At 54.3% G+C, this 19779-nt stretch carries 16 protein-coding genes; 15 read left to right on the forward strand and 1 reads right to left on the reverse strand.

Annotation, left to right across the window (positions count from 1 at the left end; genetic code table 11):
* Window positions 1-767: 767 nt before the first annotated feature.
* The 15 genes from lrhA to NP77_RS08300 all read left to right on the forward strand — a co-directional run bounded on the left by lrhA (window position 768) and on the right by NP77_RS08300 (window position 18074).
* Window positions 768-1691, forward strand: coding sequence for a transcriptional regulator LrhA (gene lrhA / locus NP77_RS08230; protein ID WP_003854247.1), 924 nt, complete (start codon window positions 768-770; stop codon window positions 1689-1691).
* Between the two features lie 638 nt (window positions 1692-2329).
* A complete protein-coding gene (locus NP77_RS08235; RefSeq protein ID WP_003854246.1) occupies window positions 2330-2773 on the forward strand; it encodes an NADH-quinone oxidoreductase subunit A in 444 nt (147 codons plus the stop codon).
* A gap of 15 nt (window positions 2774-2788) precedes the next feature.
* Complete coding sequence (locus NP77_RS08240) at window positions 2789-3466, forward strand: NADH-quinone oxidoreductase subunit B family protein (RefSeq protein ID WP_003854245.1); 678 nt, start codon at window positions 2789-2791, stop codon at window positions 3464-3466.
* A gap of 113 nt (window positions 3467-3579) precedes the next feature.
* Window positions 3580-5379 (forward strand): NADH-quinone oxidoreductase subunit C/D, encoded by a 1800-nt coding sequence (gene nuoC, locus NP77_RS08245; protein ID WP_008926471.1) that lies wholly within the window; start codon window positions 3580-3582, stop codon window positions 5377-5379.
* Between the two features lie 2 nt (window positions 5380-5381).
* On the forward strand, window positions 5382-5897 hold the full coding sequence (gene nuoE, locus NP77_RS08250; protein WP_003854243.1) for an NADH-quinone oxidoreductase subunit NuoE: 516 nt from the start codon (window positions 5382-5384) through the stop codon (window positions 5895-5897).
* A 2-nt stretch (window positions 5898-5899) separates the two neighbouring features.
* Window positions 5900-7240, forward strand: coding sequence for an NADH-quinone oxidoreductase subunit NuoF (nuoF, locus tag NP77_RS08255; protein ID WP_175501446.1), 1341 nt, complete (start codon window positions 5900-5902; stop codon window positions 7238-7240).
* Between the two features lie 110 nt (window positions 7241-7350).
* Complete coding sequence (gene nuoG, locus NP77_RS08260) at window positions 7351-10074, forward strand: NADH-quinone oxidoreductase subunit NuoG (RefSeq protein WP_039659734.1); 2724 nt, start codon at window positions 7351-7353, stop codon at window positions 10072-10074.
* Complete coding sequence (gene nuoH, locus NP77_RS08265; protein ID WP_003854240.1) at window positions 10071-11048, forward strand: NADH-quinone oxidoreductase subunit NuoH; 978 nt, start codon at window positions 10071-10073, stop codon at window positions 11046-11048. The genes nuoG and nuoH overlap by 4 nt, the downstream gene beginning before the upstream one ends.
* 11 nt (window positions 11049-11059) lie before the next feature.
* The gene (gene nuoI, locus NP77_RS08270) at window positions 11060-11602 is read left to right on the forward strand and encodes an NADH-quinone oxidoreductase subunit NuoI (RefSeq protein WP_003854239.1); all 543 of its coding nucleotides are present in this window, start codon (window positions 11060-11062) and stop codon (window positions 11600-11602) included.
* Window positions 11603-11612: 10 nt separating this feature from the next.
* A complete protein-coding gene (gene nuoJ / locus NP77_RS08275) occupies window positions 11613-12164 on the forward strand; it encodes an NADH-quinone oxidoreductase subunit J (protein WP_003854237.1) in 552 nt (183 codons plus the stop codon).
* Complete coding sequence (nuoK, locus tag NP77_RS08280) at window positions 12161-12463, forward strand: NADH-quinone oxidoreductase subunit NuoK (protein WP_003854236.1); 303 nt, start codon at window positions 12161-12163, stop codon at window positions 12461-12463. Before nuoJ ends, nuoK begins: the two co-directional genes overlap by 4 nt.
* Complete coding sequence (nuoL, locus tag NP77_RS08285; RefSeq protein ID WP_003854234.1) at window positions 12460-14295, forward strand: NADH-quinone oxidoreductase subunit L; 1836 nt, start codon at window positions 12460-12462, stop codon at window positions 14293-14295. Before nuoK ends, nuoL begins: the two co-directional genes overlap by 4 nt.
* Window positions 14296-14505: 210 nt before the next feature.
* Window positions 14506-16026, forward strand: coding sequence for an NADH-quinone oxidoreductase subunit M (nuoM, locus tag NP77_RS08290; RefSeq protein ID WP_039659736.1), 1521 nt, complete (start codon window positions 14506-14508; stop codon window positions 16024-16026).
* Between the two features lie 6 nt (window positions 16027-16032).
* Window positions 16033-17490 carry an NADH-quinone oxidoreductase subunit NuoN gene (gene nuoN, locus NP77_RS08295; protein ID WP_003854230.1) on the forward strand — a complete coding sequence of 486 codons (1458 nt, stop codon included), beginning with the start codon at window positions 16033-16035 and terminating at the stop codon, window positions 17488-17490.
* A gap of 125 nt (window positions 17491-17615) precedes the next feature.
* Window positions 17616-18074, forward strand: a complete 459-nt coding sequence (locus NP77_RS08300; protein WP_003854228.1) for a GNAT family N-acetyltransferase — start codon at window positions 17616-17618, stop codon at window positions 18072-18074.
* A gap of 32 nt (window positions 18075-18106) precedes the next feature.
* Here the strand turns inward: NP77_RS08300 and NP77_RS08305 are convergent, their stop codons facing one another.
* On the reverse strand, window positions 18107-19765 hold the full coding sequence (locus tag NP77_RS08305) for a glucan biosynthesis protein D (protein ID WP_008926468.1): 1659 nt from the start codon (window positions 19763-19765) through the stop codon (window positions 18107-18109).
* Window positions 19766-19779 lie beyond the last annotated feature (14 nt).

The raw sequence follows: 19779 nt of genomic DNA on the forward strand, positions 1-19779 counted from the left end.
GAATTTTAATCCACCCAAAACCGTAGCGAGCCAACATCTGCCTCTGGAATTTAAAAAGGTTTGTGGACTCAATACGGAGAGATATTTTCTTTACCGCTGAAATATACACTTTGAGGAATAGTTAAAATTTATTTTATTAATGTTCGTTTTATGGCCAGTTTTATAACATGAGAACTATTTACGCCTTAACACTGCTTAAGAGTGTGCTGTTTAAGGCCTTGTGATCGCCGGAAAAGTACCAAAAAAGGCGTTTCATTCGGCATCTTAAATACAGGATAGTGAGCACTACTTAACACTTCCTCACTAACTTTCAGAACGTTGAAGGCTTAAAAAGTGATCAATAATGTGGCATAAGGGTCACGAAATGCCTTTGTCACAAAATTTACAGCGCTTTTCACAAAATCATTTCCATTTTGAAGTCAAAAATGATTAAGTATAATTTATTATTTAGTGCACTTAGCCGCTTCGCCTTGATAGTCCGCTAAGTGTGGTTTTTATCCCGCCCGATTCATTCCGGTGGGAATAAGACAACTACACAGCTTCCTGCATTTGCGCACCCCAGCGCCATCGGTACAGAAGAAGTTGTCTCTGTCTTAAAGCATCGTGCTCCCTTCGGGTGAGTCAACGGTGCAGGTTCCACATAAAATTTTTTCATGTCAGTCTTCACACAGGACTGTCATTAAGCACCATTACCGCTTATCACTTTGATAAGCTTGTAATAACACCAGGGTAGTAGTTCGTAAAAATCTTATAAGTGAAGAAAAAACATGACTAATGCAAATCGTCCGATACTGAATCTCGACCTCGATCTGCTGAGAACTTTCGTTGCCGTTGCGGATTTGAATACCTTTGCAGCCGCCGCTGCAGCGGTCTGCAGAACCCAGTCAGCAGTCAGTCAGCAGATGCAGCGTCTGGAGCAATTGGTAGGTAAAGAGCTGTTTGCCAGACATGGACGTAATAAGCTTTTAACAGAGCATGGGATCCAGCTTTTAGGCTATGCCAGAAAAATTCTTCGTTTTAACGACGAAGCCTGCACATCTCTGATGTACAGCAATATTCAGGGCGTACTGACTATTGGTGCCTCTGATGACACCTCTGACACTATTCTGCCGTTCCTGTTAAACCGGGTGACCTCGGTTTATCCGAAACTGGCCATTGATGTGCGGGTTAAACGTAATCCATTCATGATGGAAATGCTCAATCAGGGTGAAGTGGACCTGGTGGTGACAACGTCCAGCCCAGGCAACTTTACCTATCAGGTACTGCGTACTTCACCCACCTTGTGGTACTGCGCAGCGGACTATATCTTCCAGCGCGGCGAAGCGATTCCATTGGTGCTGCTGGATGAGCCAAGTCCTTACCGTGATATGGCCATTGATCATCTCAATGAAGCCGGTATCCCATGGCGTATCTCTTACGTCGCTTCTACTCTGGCTGCCGTACGAGCTGCAGTGAAAGCGGGTCTTGGCGTAACAGCGCGCCCGGTCGAGATGATGAGCCCGGAACTGCGTGTTATGGGTGCGGCTGAAGGTCTGCCGGTTCTCCCGGATACGCAGTATCTGCTGTGCCGTAATCCTGACAGTGATAATGAGCTGGCGCTGGCTATCTTTAATGCCATGCAGTCTACTAATGATCCGTACAATCTGAGCAACAATCCAGATGGTGCGTTGCTGTTGGATGACGAAGAGTAATAGCGCTAACGTGTTGTACTCAACATCAGCGCCATTGCCTTAACAAACGCTTATAAATAAGCCTCTCATTCTTTGAACAGAACGAGGGGCTTTTTTACTATCTGACCCTTGTCAGACTCGCCCCGACGACAACCTCCCTGATGTAAATCCCTCACTGTATTTCACTCCATTACAAACTGAAATCTGCAATCCATAAAAACGAACCTTTTGTTCCGTATCAAGGCTTCAGGTGGAGGAAATTAACGCAAAAAGGGCAAAAGTGTGTTCTGGATCAAGAAAATACCCCTGCTAAGGGGAAGGAAAAAAGAGTCATACCTGTCAAAATATGTTTGTTAAACGCACGATCCATGCGTGTGATTACCCGCTACACTAAAATTAACCCTACAGACTGAAGCGATTTAGCTGGAAAGCGGGGCATCATTTGTTAATAATATGATGCAGGTGTGAAATAATGTTTGGATACTTTTGTCAAAGTTGACAAAAGGTTATAGAAAGGAGTAAAAAACCCCATTAAATTGCTGTTTATTCCGTAATAACAGTGACATTTAAAAGGTTTTTACCCTTCCCTTGAATCGATGTGGTCAGTTTGCTGCGGGAAACGCGTGCAGGATGCCAGCGCCACTTTTGATGAGTAAGCAATGAGTATGTCAACTACCACCGAAATCATCGCTCAGCACTGGGCGTTTATCGTATTTATCGTTATTGCCTTTGGCTTGTGTGCTTTCATGCTGACCGGAGGATGGTTGCTTGGCGGCAGAGCGCGCGCCCGCTATAAAGACACGCCATTCGAATCGGGCATTGAATCCGTTGGTGACACCCATATCCGCCTGTCGGCGAAATTTTATCTGGTTGCGATGTTTTTCGTCATTTTTGACGTCGAAGCCCTCTTTTTATACGCATGGGCGACTTCAATCCGCGAAAGCGGTTGGGTCGGCTTTGTGGAAGCCGCAATTTTCATTTTGGTGCTCCTTGCGGGTCTGGTCTATCTGGTACGCATTGGCGCACTGGACTGGGCTCCAGCTCGCCGTCGCGTAGTGGTGAAAACTACTACGGTCAGCCACACCAATCCTCATAAGCAGTAAAAGAGAGGCAATAAGATGGACTATACGCTCACCCGCATAGACCCGAACGGTGGTGAGAACGACCGTTATCCTCTGCAAAAGCAGGAAATCGTCAGCGATCCGCTGGAGCAGCACGTTCATCGCAGCGTTTATATGGGCAAACTCGAAAATGCCCTGCATGACATGGTGAACTGGGGACGTAAAAACTCACTCTGGCCTTATAACTTTGGCCTGTCCTGTTGTTACGTTGAGATGACCACATCGTTTACCGCGGTCCATGACGTGGCACGTTTTGGTGCTGAAGTTATGCGCGCCTCGCCACGCCAGGCGGATTTCATGGTTATTGCCGGCACGCCGTTTACCAAAATGGCTCCGGTTATTCAGCGTTTATACGATCAGATGCTGGAGCCAAAATGGGTGATCTCAATGGGTGCCTGCGCCAATTCGGGCGGCATGTATGACATCTATTCGGTGGTGCAGGGCGTCGATAAATTCCTGCCAGTAGATGTCTATATTCCTGGCTGCCCGCCACGTCCTGAAGCCTACATGCAGGCACTGCTGCTGTTGCAGGAGTCGATCGGCAAAGAGCGCCGTCCGCTTTCATGGGTTGTCGGCGACCAGGGCGTTTACCGCGCTAACATGCCTTCAGAGCGTGAAAGAAAACGCGGCGAGCGCATCGCAGTCACAAACCTGCGCAGCCCGGACGAAGTTTAAAACCGTATGGATGGAAAAGAGCGCCTGCAGCAGAACATCACAATTTAATGCATGGCCCCATCCTGACGCCTTCATTTGAGTGCCTGAGACCAGGCCGGAATGGTGAGTAACGTATGACAGATTTGACCACGCAAGATCTCGCTCAGCCTTCATGGCAAACCCGTGATCACCTTGATGACCCGGTGATCGGCGAGTTGCGTAACCGTTTTGGGCCGGATGCCTTCACTGTACAGCCAACCCGCACCGGCATTCCGGTGGTCTGGGTTAAGCGTGAACAGATACTGGAAATTACCGAGTTCCTGCGTAAATTACCGAAGCCTTACGTCATGCTGTATGACCTGCATGGCGTGGATGAGCGTTTACGTACCCACCGTGCAGGCCTGCCTGCGGCGGATTTTTCCGTTTTCTACCACCTGCTGTCGATTGAACGCAACCGCGACATCATGCTCAAGGTGGCACTCTCTGAAAACGACATGCATCTGCCGACCATCACCCGTCTTTTCCCGAATGCCAACTGGTATGAGCGTGAAACCTGGGAGATGTTTGGTATTACCTTTGATGGTCACCCGCACCTGACGCGCATCATGATGCCGTCTACCTGGGAAGGCCATCCGCTGCGTAAAGATTACCCGGCGCGCGCCACCGAATTCGATCCTTTCACGCTGACTAAGCAGAAAGAAGATTTAGAGATGGAGGCGCTGACCTTTAAGCCTGAAGACTGGGGCATGAAGCGCAGCACCACCAACGAAGACTTCATGTTCCTGAACCTCGGGCCTAACCACCCGTCGGCGCACGGTGCGTTCCGCATCATCCTGCAGCTGGACGGTGAAGAGATTGTCGACTGCGTACCTGACATCGGTTATCACCATCGTGGTGCCGAAAAGATGGGTGAGCGTCAGTCCTGGCACAGCTACATTCCTTACACTGACCGTATCGAGTACCTCGGCGGCTGCGTAAACGAAATGCCTTACGTGCTGGCGGTAGAAAAACTGGCCGGTATCGTGGTGCCCGATCGCGTAAACGTGATCCGCGTGATGCTCTCTGAGCTGTTCCGCATTAACAGCCATCTGCTTTATATCTCGACCTTTATTCAGGACGTCGGCGCGATGACGCCGGTGTTCTTTGCCTTTACCGATCGCCAGAAAATCTATGACGTGGTTGAAGCCATTACCGGTTTCCGTATGCACCCGGCCTGGTTCCGTATCGGTGGTGTAGCACACGACCTGCCGCGAGGCTGGGAACGTCTGCTGCGTGACTTCCTGGACTGGATGCCGAAGCGTCTGAAGGAATATGACAAAGCGGCACTGCGTAACACCGTGCTGATTGGTCGTTCAAAAGGCGTTGCTGCTTACAATATGGAAGAGGCGCTGGCGTGGGGCACGACCGGTGCCGGCCTGCGTGCCACGGGTCTCGACTTTGACGTGCGCAAATGGCGTCCATACTCAGGCTACGAAAACTTCGATTTCGAAATCCCGGTCGGCGACGGCGTCAGCGATGCTTACAGCCGTGTTCAGCTGAAGATGGAAGAGATGTGGCAGTCCCTGCGTATCCTTGAGCAGTGTCTCAACAATATGCCAGAGGGGCCGTTTAAAGCGGATCATCCGCTGACCACGCCACCACCGAAAGAGCGTACGCTGCAGCACATCGAAACGCTGATCACCCACTTCCTGCAGGTTTCGTGGGGACCGGTGATGCCAGCCAATGAATCGTTCCAGATGATTGAAGCGACGAAAGGGATCAACAGCTACTACCTGACCAGCGATGGCAGCACCATGAGCTACCGCACCCGCGTGCGTACGCCGAGCTTCCCGCATCTGCAGCAGATTCCTTCAGTAATCCGTGGCAGCCTGGTATCCGACCTGATCGTATATCTGGGTAGTATCGATTTTGTTATGTCAGACGTGGACCGCTAATTATGCACGATCAACACATTGCCATTAAAACGATCGACCCTAACGAGGTCTTCGTGCTGAGCGCGGAAGAGCATCACGCTATTGAGCACGAAAAACACCACTACGAAGATGCGCGTGCAGCCTCCATTGAAGCGCTGAAGATCGTGCAGAAACAGCGCGGCTGGGTGCCGGACGGCGCAATCAACGCGATTGCCGACGTACTGGGTATCCCGGCGAGTGATGTTGAAGGGGTGGCGACGTTTTATAGCCAGATCTTCCGTCAGCCGGTTGGCCGTCATGTGATCCGTTATTGTGACAGCGTGGTCTGTCACATCACCGGTTATCAGGGCATCCAGTCCGCACTGGAGCAGCAGCTGAATATCAAACCGGGTCAAACCACTGCTGATGGCCGCTTTACGCTGCTGCCAACCTGCTGCCTGGGTAACTGTGACAAGGGCCCAACGATGATGGTGGATGAAGACACGCATGTTCATCTGACGCCAGAAGGCATTCCCTCTTTGCTGGAGCAGTATCAATGACAATCAAACAGATCATTCGTACTGCTGAAACCCATCCGCTCACCTGGCGGATGCGTGACGACAAGCAACCTGTCTGGCTAGATGAATATCGCAGCAAGAACGGCTATGCCGGTGCGGAAAAAGCGCTGAAAAGCATGTCACAGGATGAAATTGTCGCGGCAGTCAAAGACTCCGGCCTGAAAGGGCGCGGCGGTGCAGGCTTCTCTACCGGTCTGAAGTGGAGCCTGATGCCGAAAGATGAGTCGATGAACATCCGTTACCTGCTGTGTAACGCCGATGAAATGGAGCCAGGCACCTATAAAGACCGCCTGCTGATGGAGCAGATGCCTCACCAGCTGGTGGAAGGCATGCTGATCAGCGCCTTTGCGCTAAAGGCCTACCGTGGCTACATCTTCTTACGTGGCGAATACATTGAAGCGGCGGTGCATCTGCGTCGTGCGATTGCTGAAGCCACGGAAGCGGGCTATCTCGGTAAAAATATTCTCGGTACCGGCTTCGACTTTGAGCTGATCGTCCATACCGGCGCAGGGCGTTATATCTGCGGCGAAGAGACGGCACTGATTAACTCACTGGAAGGCCGTCGTGCTAACCCGCGTTCCAAGCCGCCATTCCCGGCGAGTGCGGGCGCGTGGGGCAAACCGACCTGCGTGAACAACGTAGAGACCCTCTCGAACGTGCCGGCGATTCTGGCCAACGGTGTGGAGTGGTACAAAAACATCTCTAAAAGCGAAGATGCCGGTACCAAAATGATGGGTTTTTCCGGACGGGTTAAAAATCCCGGCGTCTGGGAGCTGCCATTCGGTATCACCGCCCGTGAGATCCTGGAAGATTATGCAGGCGGCATGCGTGACGGACTGAAGTTCAAGGCCTGGCAGCCCGGCGGCGCAGGGACTGACTTCCTGACCGACCAGCACCTGGATCTGCCGATGGAATTTGCCAGCATTGGCAAAGCGGGCAGTCGTCTGGGTACGGCGCTGGCAATGGCCGTTGATCACGAGATCAACATGGTTTCCCTGGTGCGTAACCTGGAAGAGTTCTTTGCCCGTGAGTCGTGCGGCTGGTGTACTCCGTGTCGTGACGGTCTGCCGTGGAGCGTGAAAATTCTGCGTGCGCTGGAGCAGAAACAGGGCCAGCCAGGCGATATTGAAACCTTACTGCAACTCTGCCGTCAGCTTGGCCCGGGTAAAACCTTCTGTGCGCATGCGCCGGGTGCGGTTGAGCCGCTGCAGAGTGCGATTAAATATTTCCGTGAAGAGTTTGAAGCCGGTATGGCGCCGCAGGTGTTTGGTAATACCCGAGCCATTGGCGGGATCCAGCCAAACCTGCTGAAAGCGCGCTGGTAATTCACCAAAAAACGGAACAGGCCTGGTGCCGCCGCCCCGACAATGTCGTGCGTCGGGGCAAGAATATGATTAACGCTCGTCTCTGACGAGCCTTACGGAAGCATGTCACTATGGCTACAATTCATGTAGACGGTAAAGAGTATGATGTGAACGGAGCGGACAACCTGCTACAGGCATGTCTCTCTCTGGGCCTTGATATTCCTTACTTTTGCTGGCATCCGGCGCTGGGAAGCGTTGGGGCCTGCCGCCAGTGTGCGGTAAAGCAATTCCAGAATGCCGAAGATACCCGCGGCCGTCTTGTCATGTCCTGCATGACACCGGCCTCTGACGGCACATTCATCTCCATCGATGATGGCGAAGCGAAAGAGTTCCGCGAAAGCGTGGTGGAGTGGCTGATGACCAACCACCCGCACGACTGTCCGGTGTGCGAAGAGGGCGGTAACTGTCACCTGCAGGATATGACAGTAATGACTGGCCACAGCTTCCGCCGCTATCGCTTCACCAAACGTACTCACCGTAATCAGGATCTCGGTCCGTTCATCTCCCACGAGATGAACCGCTGTATCGCCTGTTACCGCTGTGTGCGTTACTACAAAGATTATGCCGATGGCAAAGATCTGGGTGTCTACGGTGCGCATGACAACGTCTACTTTGGTCGCCCGGAAGATGGCACGCTGGAAAGCGAGTTCTCTGGCAACCTGGTTGAAATCTGCCCGACCGGCGTCTTCACGGATAAAACTCACTCTGAACGCTATAACCGCAAATGGGATATGCAGTTTGCGCCGAGCATCTGCCAGCAGTGCAGTGTCGGCTGTAACACCAGCCCGGGTGAGCGTTATGGTGAGTTGCGTCGTATTGAAAACCGCTATAACGGCACCGTAAACCACTACTTCCTGTGTGACCGTGGCCGCTTTGGCTATGGCTACGTGAACCGCAAAGATCGTCCACGCCAGCCGATGCTGCTGCGCGGCAATGACTGGGTTACGCTGAACGCAGAGCAGGCAGTCAATGCCGGTGCAGATTTGCTGCGTCAGGCGAAGAAAGTGATCGGTATCGGCTCGCCGCGCGCCAGCGTTGAAAGTAACTTCGCCCTGCGTGAACTGGTGGGAGCAGAGAACTTCTCAACCGGTATGCCAGCGGACGAGCAGGCCCGTCTTGAACTGATGCTCAAAGTCCTGCGCGAAAGCGGTGTCTATACGCCATCGCTGCGTGAAATTGAAAGCTATGATGCGGTGCTGGTGCTGGGTGAAGACCTTACACAGGTTGGCGCGCGCGTGGCACTCTCTGTCCGTCAGGCGGTGAAAGGCAAAGCGCGTGATATGGCCGCTGCGCAGAAAGTCGCAGACTGGCAGATCGCCGCCATTATGAACATCGGTCAGAACGCGAAGCATCCTCTGTTCGTTACCCATGTTGATGAAACCCGTCTGGATGATATCGCGGCATGGAGCTATCGTGCGCCGGTTGAAGATCAGGCGCGCCTCGGCTTCGCTATCGCCAGTGCACTGGATGAATCTGCTCCGGCAGTGACCGATTTCGACAGCAAGCTCAACGGGAAAATGGATGTTGTCGTTCAGGCGCTGGCCGGCGCGAAAAAGCCATTAATCATCTCCGGTACTCACTCAGGCAGCAGCGCAGTCATTGAAGCCGCAGCGAACGTGGCGAAAGCCCTGAAGGCACGCGGCGCAGATGTCGGCATTACTCTGCTGGCGGGTCACGCCAACAGCATCGGTCTGGGCATGATCGGCGGTAATCCGCTGGAGCATGCGCTGGAGCAACTGAGCAACGGCGAAGCCGATGCGCTGGTGGTGCTGGAAAATGACCTCTATCGTCACGCACCAAAAGCCGTGGTGGATGCAGCCCTGGCGCAGACCACGAACGTGATTGTTGTTGATCATCAGCGTACAGCCACGCTGGAGAAAGCGGGTCTGGTGTTATCGACCGCCAGCTTCGCTGAAAGTGATGGTACCTCGATTAACCATGAAGGCCGCGCCCAGCGTTTCTTCCAGGTTTACGATCCTGCCTATTACGACAGCAACGTTGTGATGCTGGAAAGCTGGCGCTGGCTGCACTCGCTGCACAGCACGCTGGAAAGCCGTCACGTGGACTGGACGCAGCTCGATCACGTGATCGATGCCGTGGTGACCCGTCTGCCACAGCTCGCGGGTATTAAAGAAGCGGCACCTGACGCCAGCTTCCGCATCCGTGGTCAGAAACTGGCGCGTTCTCCAATACGTAACAGTGGACGTACTGCGATGCGCGCGAATATCAGCGTTCATGAACCGCGTCAGCCGCAGGACCAGGACACCATGTTCGCCTTCTCTATGGAAGGGAACAACCAGCCATCAGCTCCGCGTTCGCAGATTCCGTTTGCCTGGGTTCCAGGCTGGAACTCACCGCAGGCGTGGAACAAGTTCCAGGCTGAAGTGGGCGGCAAACTGCGTCATGGCGATCCGGGCGTACGCCTGTTTGAAGCCAGCAACAGTGAGCTGCCATGGTTCACAACCGTTCCTGCCGCGTTTGTCAGTGATGCGAAGTGGCGTGTGGCGCCTCTCCACCGGTTGTTCGGTAGCGAAGAGATGTCACAGCGTTCACCGGTCTTCCAGCAGCGCATGACAGAGCCTGCATTGGTGATTAACCCGGAGGATGCAGCGAAGCTGGGCGTCAACAATGGCGCGGCGGTTGAATTCAGCTGTGCCGGCGAGACAGTGCGTCTGCCGGTCCGTTTCTCGGCGTCACTGCAGGCGGGTCAGATTGGTCTGCCGCTGGGTATGCCGGGCGTTCCGCCATTCCTGGCGAACGGTAAAATCGACACTCTGCAGGAGGCGGCGCAATGAGCTGGTTAACACCGGACGTTATCGACATTCTGCTGGCCATTGTTAAAGCCATTGTGATTCTGCTGGTGGTTGTGGCCTGCGGCGCGTTCATGAGCTTCGCCGAGCGTCGTCTGCTCGGCCTGTTCCAGAACCGTTACGGACCTAACCGCGTCGGCTGGGGCGGCTCGCTCCAGCTGGTTGCGGACATGATCAAAATGTTCTTTAAAGAGGACTGGGTTCCGCCATTTACCGACCGCTTTATCTTTACCCTTGCGCCGGTTATTGCCTTTGTTTCTCTGCTGCTGGCCTTTGCTATCGTGCCAGTGTCGCCAACCTGGATGGTGACAGACCTGAATATCGGTCTGCTGTTCTTCCTGATGATGGCGGGCCTTGCGGTCTACGCCGTGCTGTTTGCTGGCTGGTCGAGTAACAACAAATACTCGCTGCTGGGTGCGATGCGCGCCTCGGCGCAGACGCTGAGCTACGAAGTGTTCCTGGGTCTGTCGCTGATGGGTGTGGTGGCGCAGGCGGGCTCGTTCAACATGAACGATATCGTCAACAGCCAGACGCACCTGTGGAACATCATTCCGCAGTTCTTTGGTTTCGTAACCTTCTGTATTGCTGGCGTGGCGGTGTGTCACCGTCATCCCTTTGACCAGCCAGAAGCGGAGCAGGAACTGGCAGATGGTTATCACATTGAATATGCCGGCATGAAGTTTGGCCTGTTCTTTGTCGGCGAATATGTGGCGATTACCACCGTTTCAGCGCTGATCGTAACGCTGTTCTTTGGTGGCTGGCACGGACCTTTCCTGCCGCCGTTCATCTGGTTCGCCCTGAAAACGGCGTTCTTTATGATGATGTTCATCCTGATTCGTGCTGCGCTTCCGCGTCCACGCTACGACCAGGTGCTGTCATTCGGCTGGAAAGTGTGTCTGCCGTTGACGCTGTTGAACCTGCTGGCGACTGCCGCAGTGATTCTCTACACAGCGCCGTAAGGGGTTAACAAATGACTTTGAAAGATATTGTCGTAGGCTTTGGCACGACAGTTCGCAGTATCTGGCTGATAGGGCTGCACGCCTTTGCCAAACGTGAAACGCAGATGTACCCGGAAGAGCCGGTTTATCTGCCGCCACGCTATCGTGGCCGTATCGTGTTAACCCGCGATCCGGATGGTCAGGAGCGTTGCGTCGCCTGTAACCTGTGTGCGGTTGCCTGTCCGGTTGGCTGTATTTCACTGCAGAAAGCCGAGACCAAAGATGGCCGCTGGTACCCGGAGTTCTTCCGCATCAACTTCTCACGCTGTATTTTCTGCGGAATGTGTGAAGAAGCCTGTCCGACCACCGCGATTCAGCTTACCCCGGATTTCGAACTGGGTGAGTTTAAGCGTCAGGATCTGGTGTATGAAAAGGACGATCTGCTGATTTCGGGACCGGGTAAATATCCGGAGTACAACTTCTACCGCATGGCAGGTATGGCGATTGACGGTAAAGATAAGGGCGAAGCGGAAAACGAAGCCAAGCCTATCGACGTCAAAGGCTTATTACCTTAAGGAGCAAGGCATGGAATTTGCGTTTTATCTTTGCGGACTGGTGGCGGTGCTGACGACGTTGCGCGTCATCACCCACACTAATCCGGTACATGCGTTGCTGTACCTGATCGTTTCGCTGTTATCGATCGCGGGCGTTTTCTTCTCTATGGGTGCCTATTTTGCGGGTGCGCTGGAGATCATCGTCTACGCTGGCGCCATCATGGTGCTGTTCGTCTTCGTCGTTATGATGCTGAACCTGGGCAAGCAGACGGAGAAGCAGGAGCGTGAGTGGCTTAGCCCGTCATTGTGGATTGGTCCCGGCATCGTCTCGTTGCTGCTGCTGGTGGTGATGATTTACGCCATCCTGACGGCGAATGACCAGGGCATTGATGGCACCATCATCGACGCCAAAGCGGTCGGCATCAGCCTGTTTGGTCCTTATGTACTGGCGGTTGAACTGGCTTCTATGCTCCTGCTGGCAGGTCTGGTTGTGGCGTTCCATATCGGTCGTGAAGAGCGTCAGGGCGAAGTCCTGAGTAACCGTAATGCTGACGCCGCTCAGGTGAAAAAGGAGAACGCATGATCCCGTTACAACATGGATTGATTCTTGCTGCCGTGCTGTTTGTCCTTGGACTGACGTCGCTGGTGATACGCCGCAATCTGCTGTTTATGCTGATCGGCCTTGAAATCATGATCAACGCCGCCGCCTTAGCTCTGGTGGTTGCCGGGAGCTACTGGGGTCAGGCCGATGGACAGGTGATGTATATCCTGGCGATCAGCCTGGCGGCAGCGGAAGCCAGTATTGGTCTGGCGCTGCTGCTTCAGCTCTATCGTCGTCGTCAGACGCTGAACATTGATACTGTGAGCGAGATGCGCGGATGAATCTTCTCTATTTAACTGTCTTGTTTCCGCTGATAGGCTTTCTGCTGTTAGCGTTTTCCCGCGGTCGCTGGTCTGAGAACCTGTCGGCCACGGTAGGTATGGGATCGGTGGGTCTGGCAGCATTGACTACAGTGATGCTCGGATTCGAGTTCTTCGCCAGTGGTCAGCAAGCCTATACCCAGTCACTCTGGACCTGGATGCATGTCGGCAACTTCGACATGAAAGTGAACCTGACGCTGGATGGCCTGTCTCTGACCATGCTGTCAGTCGTCACCGGTGTTGGCTTCTTCATTCATATGTTCGCCTCCTGGTATATGCGTGGAGAAGAGGGCTACTCCCGCTTCTTCGCCTATACCAACCTGTTTATCGCCAGCATGGTTGTTCTGGTGCTGGCCGATAACCTGATGCTGATGTATCTGGGCTGGGAAGGGGTAGGGCTCTGCTCTTATCTGCTGATCGGCTTCTACTACAGCAATCCGGAAAACGGCAAAGCGGCGATGAAAGCCTTTATCATCACCCGCGTGGGCGACGTATTCCTGGCATTCGGCCTGTTCATTCTCTACAACGAGCTGGGCACGCTGAACTTCCGCGAGATGATGGAACTGGCGCCGGCGCACTTTGCCGCAGACAACCATATGCTGCAGTGGGCAACGCTGATGCTGCTGGGTGGCGCGGTCGGTAAATCGGCACAGTTGCCGTTGCAGACCTGGCTGGCTGATGCGATGGCCGGTCCGACACCGGTTTCAGCACTGATCCACGCCGCGACCATGGTAACAGCGGGTGTTTACCTGATTGCCCGCAGCCACGGTCTCTTCCTGCTGACGCCGGAAGTGCTGCATCTGGTCGGCATCGTCGGGGCAATTACCCTGGTGCTGGCGGGCTTTGCCGCGCTGGTACAGACCGACATCAAACGTGTTCTCGCTTACTCCACCATGAGCCAGATTGGTTACATGTTCCTGGCGTTGGGTGTTCAGGCGTGGGATGCGGCGATTTTCCATCTGATGACGCACGCCTTCTTTAAAGCGTTACTGTTCCTCTCTTCGGGTTCAGTGATTCTGGCCTGCCATCACGAACAGAACATCTTCAAAATGGGTGGCCTGCGTAAGAGCATTCCGCTGGTCTACACCTGCTTCCTGGTTGGCGGCGCGGCGCTGGCGGCACTGCCGCTGATTACGGCGGGCTTCTACAGTAAAGATGAGATTCTGTTCGGCGCACTGGCTAACGGTCACATCAACCTGATGGTTGCGGGTCTGGTAGGGGCGTTCCTGACCTCTATCTACACCTTCCGCATGATCTTCATCGTGTTCCACGGCGAAGAGAAAATTCATGCGCACGCCGGTAAAGGCATTACCCATCATCTGCCGCTGATTGTACTGCTGCTGCTCTCTACCTTCATTGGTGCGCTGATTACGCCACCGCTGGCGGGTGTATTGCCAGCCAGTGAGTTTGGTGAAGCGGGCAAAGTGGGACTGGAAATCACCTCGGGCGTCGTAGCGATTGTCGGCATTCTGATCGCTGCTGCGCTGTGGCTGGGCAAACGTGAGCTGGTTACCCGTATCGCAAACAGTGCGCCAGGCCGCTTCTTCGGCACCTGGTGGTTTGCGGCCTGGGGCTTCGACTGGCTCTACGATAAAGTGTTCGTTAAACCCTACCTGGGCATTGCGTGGCTGCTGAAGCGCGACCCACTGAATGGTCTGATGAACCTGCCTGCGCTGCTGTCACGCATTGCCAACAAAGGCCTGGTTGTCAGTGAGAACGGCTACCTGCGCTGGTACGTTGCGTCAATGAGCCTGGGTGCCGTACTGGTGCTGGCTCTGCTGCTGGTGATTTAAAGATTGATGAGCGGGGCAGGTTAGTTAATCTGCCCATTGAGAATGTCAAAAATTGTCCTGAGCAAGGGCGTTATCGTCGCAGCCAGTCTGGTTACCGCCAGCGCGCAGCAACCGGAGCATACCGAGGTATGTGAGGATTGCGAGCACTGCCGGGAATCAAACTGGCAAGTAAGATAGCCCGAACTAAGACAAAGAAAAGGGAAGTGTGCCGTGTTATTACCTTGGCTAATTATCATACCCTTCGTCGGCGGTCTGATCTGCTGGCTCACTGAGCGCCTTGGCGCGAAGGTGCCACGCTGGATCGCGCTGATCACCATGGGGCTGACGTTGGCGCTTTCGCTGCAACTCTGGTTGCAGGGAGGCTATTCACTGACGCAGGCAGCGGGCATTCCGCAGTGGCAGTCAAGTTTCTCCGTTCCGTGGATCCCACGCTTCGGCATCAGCTTCCATTTAGCCATTGATGGCCTGTCGCTGCTGATGGTAGTGCTGACAGGCCTGCTCGGTCTGATGGCGGTGCTCTGTTCATGGAATGAGATTTCAAAGTATCAGGGTTTCTTCCATCTGAACCTGATGTGGATCCTGGGCGGCGTAATCGGTGTGTTCCTCTCCATCGACATGTTCCTGTTCTTCTTCTTCTGGGAAATGATGCTGGTGCCGATGTACTTCCTCATCGCGCTCTGGGGTCATAAAGCGTCTGACGGCAAAACCCGCATCTCCGCTGCGACTAAGTTCTTCATCTACACCCAGGCTTCCGGTCTGGTGATGCTGATTGCGATCCTGGGTCTGGTGTTTGTCCACTACAACGCGACCGGTGTCTGGACGTTCAACTATGAACAGCTTCTGAAGACGCCAATGTCGAGCGGTGTTGAATATCTGCTGATGCTGGGCTTCTTTATCGCCTTTGCGGTGAAGATGCCGGTAGTGCCGTTACATGGCTGGCTGCCGGATGCGCACAGTCAGGCGCCGACTGCGGGTTCTGTTGACCTGGCAGGTATCCTGCTGAAAACCGCGGCTTATGGCTTACTGCGTTTCAGTCTGCCGCTGTTCCCGAACGCGTCAGCAGAGTTTGCGCCAATCGCTATGTGGTTAGGCATCATTGGGATCTTCTACGGTGCCTGGATGGCCTTCTCGCAGACCGATATCAAACGTCTGATCGCGTATACCTCGATTTCGCACATGGGCTTTGTGCTGATTGCTATCTACACCGGCAGCCAGCTGGCGCTGCAGGGTGCGGTGATTCAGATGATTGCACACGGTCTGTCCGCAGCGGCACTCTTCATTCTGTGTGGTCAGCTGTATGAGCGTCTGCATACCCGTGATATGCGTCAGATGGGTGGTCTGTGGTCGCGCATCAAATGGATTCCGGGTCTGTCGCTCTTCTTTGCTGTCGCCAACCTCGGTATGCCGGGTACGGGTAACTTCGTCGGCGAATTTATGATTCTGACCGGCAGCTTCGAGGTGGTGCCGATGATTATCATCATCGCGACCTTTGGTCTGGTGTTCGCCTCGATTTACTCGCTGGTGATGATGCAGCGCGCTTACTATGGCGAAGCGAAATCGAAAGATCCGCTGCCAGGCATGTCGCCGCGCGAGTTCATGACCATCGGTGTTCTGGTGGTGCTGCTGGTGCTGCTGGGCGTCTATCCACAGCCGATTCTGGATACTTCGCACGCTGCCATGAGCAATATTCAGCAGTGGTTTACCGCTTCAATTTCAACTACAAGGCCGTAATTCGCCATGACAATAACTCCTCACCAATTGATTGCGTTACTACCGCTGTTAATCGTCGGATTGACGGTGGTGGTTGTGATGCTGTCCATTGCCTGGCGACGCAACCACTTCGTTAACGCCACGCTAACGGTAGTTGGCCTGAACCTGGCGCTGCTCTCGCTCTACTTTGTCGGTCAGGTCGGGGCGATGGATGTCACGCCGCTGCTGCGCGTCGATGGCTATTCGATGTTCTATACCGCGCTGGTGATGCTGGCGAGTCTGGCGACCTGTACCTTTGCCTATCCATGGCTGGCGGGTTACCCGGACAACAAAGATGAGTTCTATCTGCTGGTGCTGATTGCGGCCCTCGGTGGCATCGTGCTGGCCAGTGCTAACCATCTGGCCTCGCTCTTCATCGGCATTGAGCTGTTGTCGCTGCCGCTGTTTGGTCTGATTGGCTACGCTTTCCGCCAGAAACGTTCGCTGGAAGCCGCACTGAAATACACCATTCTGTCTGCGGCGGCCTCATCGTTCCTGCTGTTTGGTATTGCGCTTATCTACGCCGACTCCGGTAACCTGAGCTTTGTTGCGCTGGGTCAGAGCCTGACTGACAGCATGATCCATGAGCCATTGCTGCTGGTGGGTCTGGGCATGATGATCATCGGCCTGGGCTTCAAACTTTCACTGGTTCCGTTCCATCTCTGGACGCCCGATGTGTATCAGGGTGCGCCTGCGCCGGTTTCAACCTTCCTGGCGACAGCCAGCAAGATTGCGATCTTCGGTGTCATCATGCGTCTGTTTATGTACGCGCCGGTGACCGACAGCGAAGCGGTGCGCACCGTGCTGGCCATGATCGCCTTTGTGTCGATTCTGTTCGGTAACCTGATGGCGATTTCGCAGAGCAACATCAAGCGTCTGCTGGGTTACTCCTCTATCGCCCACCTCGGTTATCTGCTGGTCGCGCTGATTGCAGTGAAAGATCATCAGCTGTCGCTGGAAACTTCCGGTGTTTACCTGGCCGGTTATCTGTTCAGCAGCCTGGGTGCCTTTGGTGTGGTGAGTCTGATGTCCAGCCCGTATCGTGGCCCGGATGCAGATTCACTCTACTCTTATCGCGGTCTGTTCTGGCATCGTCCTATCCTGTCAGCGGTCATGACAGTGATGATGCTGTCACTGGCCGGTATCCCGATGACGCTGGGCTTTATCGGTAAATTCTACGTGATTGCTTCAGGCGTCAGTGCGCATCTGTGGTGGCTGACCGGTGCGGTAGTAGCGGGCAGTGCGATTGGCCTTTACTACTATCTGCGCGTAACGGTAAGTCTCTACCTCAGCCCGCCAGAACTGCACACCCGTGATACCCCGGCTAACTGGGCATTCACCGCCGGTGGTGTCGTGGTTCTGATTTCTGCCATTCTGGTACTGCTGTTAGGGGTTTACCCGCAGCCGCTCATCAGACTGGTCCAGATGGCTCAGCCACTGATGTAAGCTGATAACTGCGAATAATGAATCAGGCCTCCGGGCCTGATTTTTTTTGTCTGTCAGATGAGGTGACCAGCTGGTGCTGACGACCTCGTGCTGATGTAGAGTGTCTGGTTTAGTAAGGAGAGACCATGAACATTGACTGGCAGGATAAACACCATAGCGAACTTACCGCCCCGGAACTCTATGCGCTGCTGGCGTTGCGCAGTGAGGTGTTTGTGGTGGAGCAACAGTGTGCTTACCTTGATGTGGATGGCAAAGATTTACAGGCCGAAAACAGGCATCTGCTGGGCACGGTGGATGATCAGCTGGTGGCTTATGCGCGACTTCTTTCCCCGGAAGATGAAACCAGCCCGGTGAAAATTGGACGGGTCATTGTTTCAGATCGGGTGCGCGGTGCGCGTCTGGGCAATCGTCTGATGGAACAGGCGATCAGCAGTTGTCAGCAGCACTGGCCAGGCCGTGACATATTTCTCTCTGCGCAGGCGCATCTTGAAAACTTCTATGGGCAGCACGGCTTTGTGGCGGTGGGGGAAAACTATCTGGAAGATGGCATTCCGCACGTCGATATGCTGAAGAATGCGCCATAAAAAAAGCGAGGCCTGAGCCTCGCTTTATTCCATCAACCCACCGTCATCTGACGGTCATCGACATATTTGCGCTGATCCGGCGCAGGCGGGAAATACTGATAAAGCCAGGTTTCACTCAGCGTCTCATCCTTGCTGCGCAGGAACAGACGCATCTCTACCGGCTGGGTGGAATCGCTGTTCGGATACCAGTCAAACAGGATGCGGTATCCTTTGAGCGGATCGACATACAGAATTTCAACCTGCTTCACGCTGCCGGATGAAACGGTAATCACCGGCTCAATGCCTTTCGGCGCAGCAGCCTGCAGATCACCACCAATAAAATCGATGGCGAAGCGGCGGCACCAGGTTTCCGGGAAGTGTTCGCCAGGCGCCCAGCCTTCCGGGAAACCACCGATACCGGTACGGGTCGCATCCACACGTGCCAGACCGCTTCGCACTGGCGGCAGACCACTCCAGTAAAGCTTGTAGGAGAAATTCAGCTCGCTACCCGCTTTCACCGGCTCAGCCGGTTGCCAGAAGCAGACCACGTTATCCAGCGTTTCACCGGTGGTCGGGATCTCCATCAGGTTAATCGCGCCTTTGCCCCACTTGCCGACCGGCTCAACCCACAGGCTCGGACGTTTGTCATACCAGCCAATCACATCCTGATAATCCTTGAAGTCGTGATTCAACTGCAGCAGGCCGAAGCCTCGCGGATTCTCATCTTCATAGGCGTTGAACTGCAGACGCTGCGGATTATTCAGTGGGCGGGCGATCCATTCGCCTTTACCGGTCCACATCGCCAGACGATCGGAGTCGTGGATCTGCGGATGGTAGGTGTTGCACATGCGGCGCTCGTTGGTGCCGCAGCTGAACATACTGGTCATTGGCGAGATGCCAATCTGACGAATCTCTTTACGGGCGAACAGGTGGTTTTCCACCTCCATCACCACGCGTTTCTCTTCGCAGTGGATGATGAACTTATAGGCACCCGTCACACTGGCGCCATCCAGCAGGGCGTAGCAGGTAAAGGTGGTATCTTCCGCTTTCGGCGTTTCAAACCAGAAGGCGGTGAAATCGGGGAACTCTTCCTGGCCATTGCTGAAGGTGTTGATCGCGACACCACGCGCCGAGAGGCCATACTGGTAAGTATCGTCTACCGCACGGAAGTAACTTGCGCCAAGGAAGGATACGATGTCGCGACGGGCCAGTTCCGGTTTTTTGAATGCGCGGAAACCGGCAAAGCCGAGGTCAGTTTTGCCCTCCAGCTGCTTAGTATCAACCTTCGCGTCGTTATAGTTGAACAGCTCAGGGCGGAAGTGAATTTCGCGTGCCTGACGGCTCTCGCCGTCAACAGAGAACATGCGGATGCGCCGCTTGAAGCCCATGCCGACGTGGAAGAACTGCACGTCCAGCTGACGATCGGGCAGGTTATTCCAGAGTGAGTGGTTGGCGTCATACTGAATTTCGTTGTACGCCTGTGGGGTCAGTGTGGCCAGCGTCTCCGGCAGTGCACCTGGTGCACCGCCCCAGGGTTTCTTCGCCAGCGCAGCCGCGTTTTTCTTCAATACGTCGAAATCGAAGCGTACGGCGGTTCCGTCAGCAATGCCATCTTCTGCCCATGCGGATTGCGCAAACAGCGTTGACAGGCCGGTCATGCCGCTGACGGCAGAGAAGGCCATTGACGCTTTCATAAACATTCTTCGATTCATGCCAGAGATCATTC

Source organism: Pantoea sp. MBLJ3 (assembly GCF_000816655.1).
GTDB classification, from domain to species: Bacteria; Pseudomonadota; Gammaproteobacteria; order Enterobacterales; family Enterobacteriaceae; genus Pantoea; species Pantoea eucalypti.